Here is a 13,103-nt window from a genome sequence, read left to right on the forward strand (position 1 = left end):
AGACGGACATGGAACTGATCACCCGTAGCGGCGCTGCGGCGGCCACCCGCGCCACCCTGCGCCTGCATCCCCAGGACGATGTGCTCATCGCCCGCCAGCCACTGGTGCCGGGCCTGGAACTGCCGGAGGAGGGGGTGCAGGTTCGCGAACCTGTGCCTGCCGGTCACAAGGTTGCCGTGCGCCCTATAGCAATGGGCGAGCCGGTACGACGCTATGGTCAGATCATCGGCTTCGCCCGGGAGGCCATCACCGCGGGCAGCCACGTCCACGTGCACAACCTCGCCATGGGCGACTTCACCCGGGAGCATGCCTTCGGCATCGAGGCCCGTGGCGCGCCGGTGCCGATCGAGCGCAGCTTCCGGGGCATCGTCCGTGCCGATGGTCGGGTGGCGACCCGCAACTACATCGGTATCCTCACCTCGGTGAATTGCTCGGCGACGGTGGCGCGGGCAGTGGCCGACCACTTTCGGCGCGACGTCCACCCCGAGGCGCTGCAGCCCTATCCCCATGTCGACGGCGTGGTAGCCCTGACCCATGGCGTCGGTTGCGGCATCGATACCCAGGGAGAGGGCATGGCGGTGCTGCGCCGGACCCTGGGCGGCTACGCGGCCCATGCCAATTTCGCCGCCGTGCTGTTCATCGGCCTGGGCTGCGAGGCCAACCAGATCCCCACGCTGCTGGCTGACCAGGGTCTCGCCGAGCATGCGGGGCTGCGCAGCCTCAACATCCAGGACAGCGGCGGTACCACCGCCACCGTTGCTCGCGGCATTGAAGCCGTAAAAGCCCTGTTGCCTGCGGCCAACGAGGTGGAGCGCGAGCCGGTCAGCGCCCGGCATCTGATCCTTGGTCTGCAATGCGGCGGATCGGACGGCTATTCAGGCATCAGTGCCAATCCGGCGCTGGGCCGCGCGGTGGATCTGCTGGTGGCCGCCGGCGGCACCGCGATCCTTTCGGAAACCCCGGAGATCTACGGCGCCGAACACCTGCTCACCCGCCGCGCCGCCAGCCCGGCGGTAGGCGAGCGACTGGTGGAGCGCATCCGCTGGTGGGAGGACTATTGCGCCCGTGCGGGCGCCAGCCTGGACAACAATCCGTCGGCGGGCAACAAGGCGGGTGGTCTCACCACCATCCTGGAGAAATCCCTCGGCGCCGTGATCAAGGCCGGCTCCACCGATCTCATGGCGGTCTATGGCTACGCCGAACCGGTGCGCACCCCCGGCCTGGTGTTCATGGACACCCCCGGCTACGACCCCGTCTCGGCCACTGGCCAGGTGGCGGGCGGTGCCAACCTCATCGCCTTCACCACTGGACGCGGTTCCGCCTATGGCTGTGCACCGACGCCATCGCTCAAGATCGCCACCAATACCCGGCTCTGGGAGAGCCAGCGTGATGACATGGACGTGGATTGCGGCGGCCTGGTCGATGGCAGCACCACCCTGGAAGAGCGCGGCGCCTTCATCTTCGAGCGATTGCTGGCCCTGGCCTCGGGAGAGCGTAGCCGTAGCGAGCTACATGGCTATGGACAAAACGAGTTCGTGCCCTGGCAGCTGGGTGCGGTGACCTGAAGGGTGCCGCACTCGCCTGATAGACAGCGGGCCACCTGCATCCCCTGGGTGGGTGAAGGGCGCCGCCCATTCGAGGCCGAGGCTGTTGCGTGGAGGCGGGTGCTCGACGTCATGGAGTGACGCGATGAAGCCTATCAGGCTCGGCCATCCCGGCTGCGGGGCAGGTGCCAGACTTCGGCCCCGCAGCGAACGCTGCAAGGATGAAAGGGGTGTGGCGACGGGGATAGCGACCACCAGATGGCCGCGCCAGTCGCGAACGTTACCGGAGAAGTAGCCTGGCTGCTGTAACAGCAGCCAGTCGTCGAGTAGCGCGCCGCCCAGGGCGGCGCGCCATCGGCGTCAGGCCGATTCGCCGTCCGCGGGAGCGGCGACGGGTTCGGTGGCTTCGGTCTCGGCGGGCGAGGCCGTTTCAGCCTTGGCCTTGGCCTGCTCGCGGCGGGCCTGGGCGCGCTGGCGGCGCGCCTGCTGCTTGGCATAGACCGCCTGGGAAGCGGTCACGCTGCCGGCCGGCTGGCCATTCAGGTCCAGACGAGGCGCGTCCTCGGTCATGGCCGCCCAGTAGCGAGTGCCGCGACACCAGGTGGCGATGGCCTGCTTGAGCTGGTCACCGGTGATGCCCAGCCGCTCCAGGTGCTGCTCGGCGTCTTTCAGGATACCTTCCTTGAGCGGCACCTTGGGCGCAGGGTTGACCGGGAAGGCCAGCGGGAAATGCTTTTGCAGGCGGCGGATGCCCTCGACCACCGGATCCTGCTCGCGGGGCTTTTGCTCGCGGGGCTTGGCTTTCGGTGAAGGTCTCCGCGCCGGCCGCTCTTTGCTCTCGGTCGTTACCTGCGCTTTCTCGGCCCGCAGGCGGTCGCGTAGTTCAGCTAGTTGCTCAAAGCCCATCGTTCAGCTCACCGCTCCAAATAGAATTCACGTGCAAGGGTAACCCATGCCGGGCTTGGACCGCGCCCTTTGCAAATCGGCACGGCCAAACCGGTTAGCTCGTCATTCTAAAGGCTGGCCTGCCGATAAGGCATCCTTGAAAGTGTCCTTCCCGGCGGATGGTGGTCCTGACGGGCGTTTTCTAGCTACCACCGGTCAGGCGCGATACCTACTGCGTCTTTGGAAAAAAGTCCGAACATCGGCTGGATAATACCTGCTGCGTGGGGCCGACCCTGTCGAGCCGGTACCTGAGGCTGCGGCGCGACGGCTGAAATTCCTCGCCGGCCTGGGCAACCTTTCGCCAGCGCCTTAGCCGGCGAGATAGGCGTCGGTGGATTCCAGGCTCGCATAGGCAAAGGCCAGCGCCGCCATCAGGGCGGCATGCACCTGGGCAGCCGGCACCCGGACGCCTTCGAATTCCAGATCGAGGGTGGCGCAGGCATCGTGGATCACCGTCACGGCGTAGCCCATGTCGGCCGCGGCCCGGACGCCCGCATCGATGCACATATGGCTCATGGCGCCCACCACGACGAGCGAGCCGATACCCCGCTCGTCCAGCAGCTGCTTCAGGTTGGTTTCCCGAAAGGCATTGGGATGATGCTTGACCACCACCGGCTCGCCAGCCTGGGGCGTGACGGCCGCCTGGATCACGACGCCCTCGCTGCCAGGCACGAAGATCGGTGCCTCGCTGCTGAGCGACTGATGCTGCACATGGATCACCGGGACGCCCTGGTCGCGGGCGCTGGCGATGATCCGGGCGGCGTTGGCGACCGCGGCCTCGATGCCGTCGAGAGGCAATTTGCCGGTGGGGAGGTATTCGTTCTGCAGATCGATGACGACGACGGCGTGCTTGCTCATGTCCAGCTCCTCGGAAGATGCTTCAGGTCTTGGGTCCGGTCATGATTGGCCAGCCGCGCCGGCAGGCGAAGGGGCGTGACCGACAACATCAGGGGTGCCAGCGACACATGCACGATCAACCACCGGTCGAACTCGGTCTGCTGCTCTATCCCGGCGTACAACTGGCGACGGTCCACGGCCTCACGGATCTGTTCGAGATCGCCGGGCGCCTGACCGGGATTGCGGAGGATGCCGAGCGCCCTCAATTGCGCGTCAGCCACTGGCGGCTGGAGGAGGGCGAAGCGGCACCCAGGCGGGTCTACGACTCGCTGCCCACAGCGAGCGGCTCACCCAGCGTGCTGATCCTGCCACCCAGTCTGGCTGAGCCGATCACACCGGAGGCTGCTGCGCCCTATCGCGAGTGGCTACGTCGCCAGCACCAGAGCGGCGTGCGTCTGGCCTCGATCTGCGCCGGCGCCTTTCTGCTGGCGGAAACCGGCTTGCTCGACGGTCGCACCGCCACCACTCACTGGTTCTATGTCGAGCGCTTCAATGCGCGTTTCCCTGCCGTCCGCCTGGATGCCGACCAGCTCCTCATCGATGGCGAGGATCTCGTCACCGCGGGCGGCCTCATGGCCTGGACCGACCTCGGCCTGCGCCTGGTCGATCGGTACCTGGGCGCCAAGCGGATGCTCGATACCGCGCGCATCATGGTCATCGACCCGCCGGGTCGACAGCAACGCTACTACAGCGCCTTTTCGCCGCGCCTGAGCCATGGCGACAGCGCCGTCCTCGCCGTTCAGGAGTGGCTGCAGGAAACCGGCGCCCAGGACATTGCCCTGGCTACCCTGGCCCAGCGCGCCGGACTCGAACAGCGCACCTTTCTACGCCGCTTTCGCCAGGCGACTGGCATGACGACCACCGCCTACTGTCAGCAATTGCGCGTCGGCCGCGCCCGGGAGCTGTTGCAGGCCAGCCGTCTGCCCCTCGAACGCGTCGCCTGGGAGGTGGGCTACAGCGATCCGGGCGCCTTCCGCAAGGTCTTCACCCGTGTCGTGGGACTGAGCCCGGGGGATTACCGGCGGCGGTTCGGGGGTGTGGTGAGGGCAGGGCGGTGAGGCCCGCTCTCCCTGCAACTCGCGCTCATCCGCGAGTCTAGCCAGCACCAGACAGCCGTCTGCTTCTCTCACCCGAACCCATCAGGCCTGCTGGATCGGCAGGCTTCATGGCTCCACCAAAGGCGTCTCGTCTTGTCGGTTGAACCGAGCGCTGGCGATCGGCCTCCACTGAAGGAGACATGACAGGGGTGTCTGGACTAGACCAGGCATCGACTCGCTTCACGACGACCGACTCCGCAGGTGCCAATGCGTCAGTATCCAGACTTCCAGTTGCTGTTCGAAGGACTTCCCCATCTGGTGCTGGTGCTCTCTCCAGGTCCTGACTTCATCATGGTGGCAGCCAACGAAGGACGCCTGCGCGGCACCAATACCCGCCGCGAAGACTGCATGGGCCGGTCGATATTCGAGGTGTTCGGCCGCAATCCCGACGGCAGGTCGGAATTCGGCGCTGGGGTGTTGCGCGCTTCGCTGGAGCGGGTGATGCAGAGCCGTGAGCCTGATCGCATGGCGGTGACCCAGTACGACATTCCGCGGCGGTCCAGCGAAGGCGGCGGCTTCGAGGTGCGTTACTGGAGTCCGTTGAACGTTCCGGTGCTGGACGACCAGGGTGAGGTGATCTACATCATCCACCAGACCGAAGACGTCACCGAACAGGTGCTGGCCCAGCAACATTCCCGCCCGAGTCTCAAGCTCGCCGACGAACGCTTTCGGGCGGCGCTGCTTGCCTCCGAAGCCGGTATCTTCGACTGGTACCTCGACGAATGTCGCTTCTATTGCGATAGCGCCCTCCAACAGCTTTTCGGCCTGCCCGATGTCCTGACGACGAATCCCGTCGAGCGCTTCCTGGACTTCGTGCATGAGGGCGACCGGGACGTGGTACGCGGATGCCTGACCGATTGCCTGCAGGGGAAGGATTTCGCTGTCGAGTTTCGGCTCCACCGCGGGGCAGGAGAGCAGTGGCTGCTGAGCAAGGGCAAGGTCTTTCACGATGCTGCTGGCCAGCCGTCCTATGTGACCGGCACCTGCGCCGACATCACCGCCCGCAAGCGGGCCGAGAAGGCGCTGTTCGAACTCAACGAGACGCTGGAAGCGCGCGTCGCCGCCGAGGTGGCCGAGCGTTCTCGGGTGGAAGACACCCTGCACCAGGCGCAGAAGATGGAGGCAGTCGGTCAGCTCACCGGTGGTATCGCCCATGACTTCAACAACTTGCTCACGGGCGTCATTGGCAGCCTGGAGCTGATGCAACGGCGCCGACGCGGTGGCGATGCGAGTGAGGACGAGCGCTACATTAACGCGGCGGTCACCTCGGCCCAGCGGGCGGCGGCGCTTACCCAGCGGCTACTGGCGTTTTCCCGCCGGCAGACCCTCGATCTCAAACCGCTCGAGGTCAATCCACTGGTGGCCTCGCTGGAAGACCTCCTGCATCGCACGACCCGGGAAAACATCGCCATCCGGACGCAGCTGGCCGCCGGCCTGTCGCTGGTGCGGATGGATGCCAACCAGTTGGAAAGCGCCATTATCAACCTGACCATCAACGCCCGCGATGCCATGCCCGATGGCGGCACCATTACAATCGCCACCTCAGCCGTGCACCTCACCGCAGAGCAGGGCGCGGCCATGGAGCTCAAGGAGGGCGACTACGTGATGCTCTCCGTCGCCGATACCGGTCTGGGCATGACTCTCGATGTGCTGGCCAAGGTCTTCGAGCCCTTCTACACCACCAAGCCGATCGGGCAGGGCACGGGCCTGGGGTTGTCCATGGTGTATGGCTACATGCGCCAGGCCAATGGCGCCGTCCGTATCCTTTCGCAACCGGGGAAAGGGACAAGGGTGCAACTCTACATGCCGTGCCTGGGTGGGGAGGTGGGCATCCTCGCGGTCGAGGAGCGGAAGGCTGCGCCTCTGGGAGGCGGCGAGGTGGTCCTGGTCGTCGAAGATGAGGCCGTGGTTCGCTCCCTGATCCTGGAGGTGCTGGGTGAACTGGGCTACCAGACCCTGGAAGCAGCGGATGCCCAGGAGGCCATACCCTTCCTGGAGAATCCTCAACGCATCGATCTGATGATTTCCGATGTGGGTCTGCCTGGCATGAATGGCCGCCAACTGGCGGACCTGGCCCAGGCCAATCGTCCGGAGCTCAAGGTGCTGTTGGCGAGCGGCTATGCGGAAGGCTCGAACGTGAGTGGTTATCTCGCCGCCAACATGGAGATCATCACCAAGCCCTTCGCCATCGATACCCTGGCCAACAAGATCAGCGAGATGCTGAATCCGGAGGGTTGAGGCCGGGTCTTCGTTGAAGCAGGGCTGCCGGGCTTGCGTCTGGCGGCGCCCACGAGGCGTAAACACCGTTCCGGCGCTCTGGCAAAGAACCGCAAAGGGGAACGTTACCCGTTCTTGGTCAAAGACGCTTACCGAAGACGGCTTCACCCTGCCTTTTCATAGACGGCAACGCTCCAGTAGCCACTACCGCTATTGCCTGTTGCGGCCCAGCCGCCACGCTGCAGCTGCCTGGCGATCAGGCGGTTCATGAAGCCGTGTCCCAGCAGCAATACGCTTCCCGGGGTGCGCCCGGCCAGCGCGGCCAGCTGATCCGCCGCCTGGTGCGCCCGCTCCTTTGCCTGGGCATAAGACTCCAGCTCCTTCGCCAGCCCGCAGAGCCAGAGCAGACGAAAGACGAACGCCCAGGTGAAGGGCGACAGGCGCAGAATCGGAACGCTCAACACGGGCAGCGCTGCCTCGCAGAAGACCGAATCCCTGATGGTTGGTGCTATGCCCAGCGCGGCGAGAGAGGTCAGGGCGCGTGGGGCAGTGCTAGTGGCTGTCAGGCCGATATCCCTGACTGCGGCTATTGCCTCCGAAGTGGGGGTATCCGTGCCTATTTCGGACCGATCATAGTCCGCGATCCAGCGCGCCATGGCAGAGGAGGCCATGGCGGGACAGCTCTTCAGCGCCGGCTTGCCATGGCGCATCAGTATGATTTTCATCGAGCTTGGCCATTTAACGAAGATGATACGGTTGGAGTCATGGGTAAGTCGCTGGAATCATGCTTCGGCCGGCGTCATCCATCCTTCTGGCGATAATTTTCTATAAGTTTACTGACGTGGTTCTAGGTTGTTACAAAGAGCGGCTGCAAGCTTATGATCTTCAGGGAAAAAACATCGCAATTTGGAGATGTACTTTGACGTCAATGGCTTATAAGCGTTGATAGTGCGTTCGTAGTATTATTGTTGTTTGTTCCTCATGATATACACGCGCTCGTTTATTTGGTCTTAATTGTTGTTTGGCGTTCTGGAGTATTTATTTTGCAAGGGATGTTGATGAGGCTGGGAGTGGGGTTGTCGTGTTTTGGGGGGCTCCTGTTGAGTTCGGCAGTAGCGGCCACCTGCGTCGAGCATCCGCCAATACAATTGCAGATCGTGGGCGACAGCGCCCTGGACAGCCAGGCCCAACTGGTCTGGAAGCGTTGTCTGCTGGGAACGACCTGGAACGCACGGACCAAGGGTTGCGAGGGTGTGGCAAAGGGGTACTCGCAGAAGGAGGCCCAGCGCGCCGCTCAGGCTGTTCTCGGCGAGTGGCGCCTGCCCACGGAGCCTGAGCTGGAGACCCTGTTGGTGGAAAGCTGCGCGGGCCTGAAGCTTGATCGACGCGTCTTTCCCAATGTCGCAGCGGCGGATTTCGGCGAAGGCGCGAAGATCTGGACGAGTTCGGAAGCCTTGCCGGGAATGTTCTACTTCCTCAATTTCAGCGTTGGCGGTCTGGACATGCACTCCGCTGGCTTCGGTCTTGGCGTCTTGCTGGTCAAGGATGCCAAGGGCAAGAGGCAGTAAGGGCGGACCACGGGCGCGGCGGTCTGGATGCCAAGGCTCACGCTGATCGCGCCTACACCAGCGGCTCGGCGATCCGCTCCAGCAGTTCAGGCCCATCGTTCTTCACGCTGCCCACGGCCTTGCCGACCGGATACCAGTGGAAGGCCTCCACCGGCGTTCCTTCGATCTCACCAATCTCGGCGGCGCGCTCCATGGACAGCTCGGGATCCAGCCATTCGCGGGCAATGGTCGGGGGCAGGACCAGGGGGCGGCGGTCATGGATATCGACCATGCCGGCGTCGGAAGCTGCGGTGACGATGACGAAGCCATCATCCTCCTGGGGCGCGTGGTCTGCCGGCCGGAAGTGGCCGATGGCGGCGAAGAACAGCGGCTCGCCGGATCTCAGCTGGATGAAATAGGGCTGCTTGCGCTTCGGGTCCTCAGGATCCTTCTTCCATTCGTACCAGCCGTCCGCGATCACCAGGGCGCGGCCCCTTTGCCAGAGGCCGCGAAACATCCGGCTGGTGGCCGCCGTTTCGACGCGGGCATTGATCACGGGTGGGCGCTTGGCCTGGCGCGCCCAGGCGGGCTGGTAGCCCCAGAGCACCGGGTCCAGGTGCAAGCCATCCTCCTGCTGATTGAGCAGCAGCACCCGGGTGCCGGGTGCCACGTTGTAGCGGCCCAGGGCGCGAGGCTCCAGGCCGGTGCGGATGTTAGCCGCATTGGCGCCCAGGGCGTCCAGATAGTCGAGAGCGTAACGGTACTGGGCAAAGCGGCCACACATGGGCGCCTCCTGGGGCAAGGGATGAAGGAGAGTGGCGCCCTTGGCGCTGGCCTGGACGGTCCGCAAGCGGAAGTCCACTGCCCGCTGTTCACCGAGGCAACCCGTCAGAGGCTTGGACAGTGACGTTTGGCTGAAGTACCCGCAGCGTCAGCGCCGGCCTCATCATGAAAACGAGACAGGTGGTGGCTGATCGGGGGGAGGGCCTCTGCACAGTTCGTGGCCAGGCAATGCCCGTAGTGAGGAAGGGCCACGGCGGTCCAGCTCGGGCGATCTTCAGGCGAGTGAGCCTGCAGGTAGGCAGAGCAAGGCTAGTTCCACCTCTCGCCATCTTTGAAATTTCTTGCAAAACATTTGAACACCAGCCGGTGGTGCCTAGTCTGCCAGTGGAGAACAACAAACCTGGCGGATAAGACGCATGAAGTCCTGGCTCCTGACGAAACCCCGGTTATCCGGCGTGCTCATCCTGCTCCTCGGCATACTGCTGGCCGCTGGCGGGGCCTGGCTGCTGCTGTTGGGCGGCAGCGCCTATTACTTGGTTGCCGGCATAGGCCTCTGCCTGACCGGCGGCTTGCTGATGAAGGGGCGCCGGCTGGCGCTGTGGGTATACGGCCTCGTCTGGCTGGGCAGCGTGCTGTGGGCGTTCTGGGAGGTTGGCCCCGACGTCTGGAAGCTCGAACCCCGACTGATGCTACCGACCCTGCTGGGGCTCTATCTGCTGTTGCCCTTCATCCGTCGGCGCCTGGATGGCAACCGCAGGGTGTCGGGGGCAGGCTATGTGATCGTTCCCCTGGCCGCCGCGGTCCTGGTCGGCGGTCTGTTCTTCGCCCATCCCTATCCGCCAGACCAGCCTCTGGCAGCCGTCGCGCCAGGTAGCCAGGTGACTACCAATGCCTCGGGTGTCGCCGAGGGTGACTGGAATTTCTATGGACGCACCGCCGAAGGCGAGCGCTGGTCGCCGCTGGCGCAGATCACGCCTGACAATGTCAGCCAGTTGCAGGAGGCCTGGACCTACCGCACGGGCGATCTGCCCAGGGGCGACGAAAACAAGCACGGCTACGAATTCAACTTCGAGGCCACGCCGATCAAGGTTGGCGACACCCTCTACTTCTGCACCCCGCACCGGGAAGTCATCGCCCTCGATCCGGACACCGGCGAGCAGCGCTGGCGCTTCGATCCGCGCGCCGATACCTCGAACAATGCCTACCTGGCCTGCCGTGGCGTGGCCTACTACAAGGCCCCCGAAGGAACGGCGACGGCCTGTCCGGAGCGCATCATCTCGTCGGTGGGCGATGCCCGCATCATGGCCCTCAATGCTCGTACCGGGGAGCTGTGCCAGGACTTCGGCAAAGGCGGTTATGTCTCGCTGCGGCAGTATCTGGGCGAGGTACCCAAGGGCTTTCACTTCGTGACCTCGCCACCCCTGGTGATCCACGACCGCGTGGTGCTCGGGGGCTGGATCTATGACGGCCAGAAGACCAACGAGCCATCAGGCGCCGTGCGGGCCTTCAACCCCATCAATGGCGAGATCGTCTGGGCCTGGGATATCGGCCATCCGGACGATCCGGTGGTCCATCCGGCGCCAGACCAGACCTTCACCCGGGGCACGCCCAACGCTTGGGGCGTCTATACCGCCGATGTAGCGCGCGGGATCATCTACCTGCCCACCGGCAATGCGGTGCCCGACTACTATGGCGCCGAGCGCAGACCTTTCGACGAGAAGTATTCTAGCTCCCTGGTGGCGCTGGACGTGGACACGGGTGCGCCGCGCTGGAGTTTCCAGACCCTGCACCATGACCTCTGGGACATGGACGTACCCATAGGGCCATCGCTGGTGGACCTGCCGGACGGCAAGGGCAACAGCGTCCCCGCGCTGGTGCAGACCACCAAGCGCGGCGAACTCTTCATGCTCAATCGGGTGACCGGCGAACCCATCGCCCAGGTCGAGGAAAAACCGGCCCCCCAGGGCGGGCTGCCGGAGGAGCATGTCGCGCCGACCCAACCCTATTCGACGGGCATGCCCACCTTCGCGCCGCCGGAGATCAAGGAGTCCGACACCTGGGGCGTGTCGCCCCTGGACCAGTTGCTGTGCCGGATCGAATTCCGCCAGATGAACTACAAGGGCGCCTTCACGCCCTTCGAGCTGGACAAGACGACCCTGGTGTATCCGGCGTTCGACGGCGTGATCGACTGGCATGGCGCCTCCATCGACCCGGAGCGCAAGCGCCTCTATGCCAACCTCAGCTACATCCCCTTCAAGGCCGAGGTCTATGCCCGGGCGGATGCCGAGCGCGAAGGGCTGGTGGAGCCCTGGGACGGCAAGGGCACACCGCCGCGGCCGAAGAAGTTCGCCATCAACCCGCAATACGGCACGCCCTATGTGGTCAAGGTCGATCCCTGGCTCGGCCTGCTCGGCGCGCCCTGCAAGGCGCCGCCGTGGGGACAGCTGGCGGCCGTGGACCTGAAATCCCGCACCCTTGCCTGGCAGCATGACGTGGGTACCACTCGCGACATGGGCCCTCTGGGCCTGCACATGGCGCCGCCGTTTCCCACCGGCATGTTCAATATCGGCGGCCAGATCAATACCCGCTCGGGGCTGATCTTCATGGGCGCCACGGCGGACAACTACCTGAGGGCCTTTTCCGCGGCTAGCGGCAAGGAGCTCTGGAAGACGCGCCTCCCCGCGGGGGGCCAGGCGACGCCCATGACCTATACCGGGCGTGATGGCCGCCAGTATGTGGTCATCGCCGCAGGTGGTCATGGTGGTCTGGGCACCAAGGCGGGGGACTACCTCAAGGCCTACGCCTTGCCTGGGAATGCCCACTAGCGCGGCGGTCATGCAGCACCATCCCCAGGACCATGGCCACGACGAAACCCTGGACCTTGGCGATACCCAACCCCAGGCCCGCCAGCGCGGGCCCGGGGCATAGCCCGACCAGCCCCCAGCCAAGGCCGAAGATCAGAGCGCCCAGTAGCAGGCGGCGGTCGACGGGTACGGTGGGCGGCAGGTGAAAGGCGCTGTCGAGCAAGGGCCGCGCCAGCCGGCGCTGGAGCTGGACCGCGGGCAGCGCCACCAGCAGGGCGCCGCCCAGCACGAACAGCAGGCTAGGGTCCCAGTGTCCGCTGGCGAGATCGAGAAAACCCAGCACGCGGGCGGGATCGAGCATCCCCGAGAGGGCCAGGCCGCTGCCGAAGAGCAGGCCAGCCAGCAGCGCTACGACCAGTCGCCCCGATTTCATCGCAGCAGCCCCAGCAGGGTGGCCATGGCCAGGCCGCAGGCCAGGAAGACGGCGGTGGCGGCCAGCGAGCGGCGCGAACCGCGGGCCACGCCGAGGATGGCATGGCCCGAGGTGCAGCCCGAACCCAGCCGCGTCCCGAAACCGACCAGCAGCCCGGCCAGTAGCAGTTGAGGCCAGGTCGCGTCCACGGTCAGGGAGGGAGGCGCGTGCAGGCCACTCACCAGCAGCGGTCCCAGCACCAGGCCCAGCACGAAGACCAGGCCGGTGCCGGCCTGCTGTCCGCCGAGCAGCCGGCCGAAGATCCCGCTGATGCCGGCGATCCGCCCATTGACCAGCAACAGCAGGCTGGCGGCCAGGCCCAGCAGCAGGCCGCCACCCAGGGCGGGCATATAGGAGACGAGGATCATGGTGTCTGGCTCTCGGGCTGGCAGAAGATCTGGTAGAGCGCCTGCAGCAGCTGGGCGGCCTTGTCTTCGGTGAGCCGGTAGAAGATCTGCTTGGCCTCGCGGCGGGTGGCGACCAGACCAGCCTCGCGCAGCACGCCGAGTTGCTGGGAAAGGGTGGGCTGGTGGATGTCCAGGCGGGCTTCCAGTTCGCCGACCGCGTACTCACCTTCGGCGAGGGCGCAGGCCAGCAGCAGGCGCACCGGATGCGCCAGGGTCTTGAGCAGGGCGGCCACCTCCCGGGCGCGGGTCTGCATGTCCTGGGGGGAGAAGACCGCGCCTGGGTTGGGTCGGGTAGGTGGAGTGGTCATGAGCAAGCCCGGCTTATTCAATATACAGTTTTATATAATGTATATTGTAAAGCTGGCAAGTCGGATTCGTCGGGCGGCCCAG

General features: G+C 65.3%; 12 protein-coding genes. 5 read left to right on the forward strand and 7 right to left on the reverse strand.

Annotated elements, in window-relative coordinates; genetic code table 11:
• The first annotated feature begins 8 nt into the window (after positions 1-8).
• Positions 9-1,565 carry a UxaA family hydrolase gene (locus tag ACUCV0_RS09870; protein ID WP_093251857.1) on the forward strand — a complete coding sequence of 519 codons (1,557 nt, stop codon included), beginning with the start codon at positions 9-11 and terminating at the stop codon, positions 1,563-1,565.
• 339 nt (positions 1,566-1,904) lie between these two features.
• Here the strand turns inward: ACUCV0_RS09870 and ACUCV0_RS09875 are convergent, their stop codons facing one another.
• Together ACUCV0_RS09875 and ACUCV0_RS09880 are read right to left on the reverse strand one after the other, a co-directional pair.
• Positions 1,905-2,450 (reverse strand): ProQ/FinO family protein, encoded by a 546-nt coding sequence (locus tag ACUCV0_RS09875; RefSeq protein WP_482212557.1) that lies wholly within the window; start codon positions 2,448-2,450, stop codon positions 1,905-1,907.
• Positions 2,451-2,798: 348 nt separating this feature from the next.
• Positions 2,799-3,347 (reverse strand): cysteine hydrolase family protein, encoded by a 549-nt coding sequence (locus ACUCV0_RS09880; protein ID WP_482212558.1) that lies wholly within the window; start codon positions 3,345-3,347, stop codon positions 2,799-2,801.
• Positions 3,348-3,454: 107 nt separating this feature from the next.
• On the opposite strand from ACUCV0_RS09880, the gene ACUCV0_RS09885 reads away from it, so the two are divergent.
• Together ACUCV0_RS09885 and ACUCV0_RS09890 are read left to right on the forward strand one after the other, a co-directional pair.
• The gene (locus ACUCV0_RS09885) at positions 3,455-4,444 is read left to right on the forward strand and encodes a GlxA family transcriptional regulator (RefSeq protein WP_482212559.1); all 990 of its coding nucleotides are present in this window, start codon (positions 3,455-3,457) and stop codon (positions 4,442-4,444) included.
• A gap of 246 nt (positions 4,445-4,690) precedes the next feature.
• Positions 4,691-6,721: a hybrid sensor histidine kinase/response regulator gene (locus ACUCV0_RS09890; protein ID WP_482212560.1), complete on the forward strand. Its 2,031-nt coding sequence runs from the start codon at positions 4,691-4,693 to the stop codon at positions 6,719-6,721.
• A 143-nt stretch (positions 6,722-6,864) separates the two neighbouring features.
• On the opposite strand, the gene ACUCV0_RS09895 is transcribed toward ACUCV0_RS09890, so the two are convergent.
• Positions 6,865-7,425, reverse strand: coding sequence for a hypothetical protein (locus ACUCV0_RS09895; RefSeq protein ID WP_482212561.1), 561 nt, complete (start codon positions 7,423-7,425; stop codon positions 6,865-6,867).
• Between the two features lie 375 nt (positions 7,426-7,800).
• Between ACUCV0_RS09895 and ACUCV0_RS09900 the strand changes: the two genes are divergently transcribed.
• Positions 7,801-8,268, forward strand: coding sequence for an Lcl C-terminal domain-containing protein (locus ACUCV0_RS09900; protein WP_482212562.1), 468 nt, complete (start codon positions 7,801-7,803; stop codon positions 8,266-8,268).
• A gap of 52 nt (positions 8,269-8,320) precedes the next feature.
• Here the strand turns inward: ACUCV0_RS09900 and ACUCV0_RS09905 are convergent, their stop codons facing one another.
• Entirely contained in the window at positions 8,321-9,031 is a 711-nt protein-coding gene (locus ACUCV0_RS09905) for an SOS response-associated peptidase family protein (protein ID WP_482212563.1), read from the reverse strand.
• Between the two features lie 415 nt (positions 9,032-9,446).
• On the opposite strand from ACUCV0_RS09905, the gene ACUCV0_RS09910 reads away from it, so the two are divergent.
• Positions 9,447-11,855, forward strand: a complete 2,409-nt coding sequence (locus tag ACUCV0_RS09910; RefSeq protein ID WP_482212564.1) for a membrane-bound PQQ-dependent dehydrogenase, glucose/quinate/shikimate family — start codon at positions 9,447-9,449, stop codon at positions 11,853-11,855.
• Here the strand turns inward: ACUCV0_RS09910 and ACUCV0_RS09915 are convergent.
• Genes ACUCV0_RS09915 through bigR form a run of 3 tightly spaced genes read right to left on the reverse strand, consistent with a single transcriptional unit; the run spans position 11,821 to position 13,021 of the window.
• Positions 11,821-12,267, reverse strand: coding sequence for a DUF6691 family protein (locus ACUCV0_RS09915; protein WP_482212565.1), 447 nt, complete (start codon positions 12,265-12,267; stop codon positions 11,821-11,823). The genes ACUCV0_RS09910 and ACUCV0_RS09915 overlap by 35 nt on opposite strands.
• Positions 12,264-12,674: a YeeE/YedE family protein gene (locus tag ACUCV0_RS09920; protein ID WP_482212566.1), complete on the reverse strand. Its 411-nt coding sequence runs from the start codon at positions 12,672-12,674 to the stop codon at positions 12,264-12,266. Before ACUCV0_RS09920 ends, ACUCV0_RS09915 begins: the two co-directional genes overlap by 4 nt.
• Entirely contained in the window at positions 12,671-13,021 is a 351-nt protein-coding gene (gene bigR, locus ACUCV0_RS09925; protein WP_482212567.1) for a sulfite-sensing transcriptional repressor BigR, read from the reverse strand. The genes ACUCV0_RS09920 and bigR overlap by 4 nt, the downstream gene beginning before the upstream one ends.
• Between the last annotated feature and the right edge of the window lie 82 nt (positions 13,022-13,103).

This window comes from Pseudomonas sp. VMV1, assembly GCF_056790235.1.

What these genes read in the sequence shown, in the direction of transcription:
- ACUCV0_RS09915 (WP_482212565.1), bottom strand. Translation starts at nt 12,267, where the DNA reads ATGAAATCGGGGCGACTGGTCGTAGCGCTGCTGGCTGGCCTGCTCTTC.
- ACUCV0_RS09885 (WP_482212559.1), top strand. Translation starts at nt 3,455, where the DNA reads ATGCACGATCAACCACCGGTCGAACTCGGTCTGCTGCTCTATCCCGGC.
- ACUCV0_RS09910 (WP_482212564.1), top strand. Translation starts at nt 9,447, where the DNA reads ATGAAGTCCTGGCTCCTGACGAAACCCCGGTTATCCGGCGTGCTCATC.
- ACUCV0_RS09920 (WP_482212566.1), bottom strand. Translation starts at nt 12,674, where the DNA reads ATGATCCTCGTCTCCTATATGCCCGCCCTGGGTGGCGGCCTGCTGCTG.
- ACUCV0_RS09875 (WP_482212557.1), bottom strand. Translation starts at nt 2,450, where the DNA reads ATGGGCTTTGAGCAACTAGCTGAACTACGCGACCGCCTGCGGGCCGAG.
- ACUCV0_RS09870 (WP_093251857.1), top strand. Translation starts at nt 9, where the DNA reads ATGGAACTGATCACCCGTAGCGGCGCTGCGGCGGCCACCCGCGCCACC.
- ACUCV0_RS09890 (WP_482212560.1), top strand. Translation starts at nt 4,691, where the DNA reads ATGCGTCAGTATCCAGACTTCCAGTTGCTGTTCGAAGGACTTCCCCAT.
- bigR (WP_482212567.1), bottom strand. Translation starts at nt 13,021, where the DNA reads ATGACCACTCCACCTACCCGACCCAACCCAGGCGCGGTCTTCTCCCCC.
- ACUCV0_RS09895 (WP_482212561.1), bottom strand. Translation starts at nt 7,425, where the DNA reads ATGAAAATCATACTGATGCGCCATGGCAAGCCGGCGCTGAAGAGCTGT.
- ACUCV0_RS09880 (WP_482212558.1), bottom strand. Translation starts at nt 3,347, where the DNA reads ATGAGCAAGCACGCCGTCGTCGTCATCGATCTGCAGAACGAATACCTC.
- ACUCV0_RS09905 (WP_482212563.1), bottom strand. Translation starts at nt 9,031, where the DNA reads ATGTGTGGCCGCTTTGCCCAGTACCGTTACGCTCTCGACTATCTGGAC.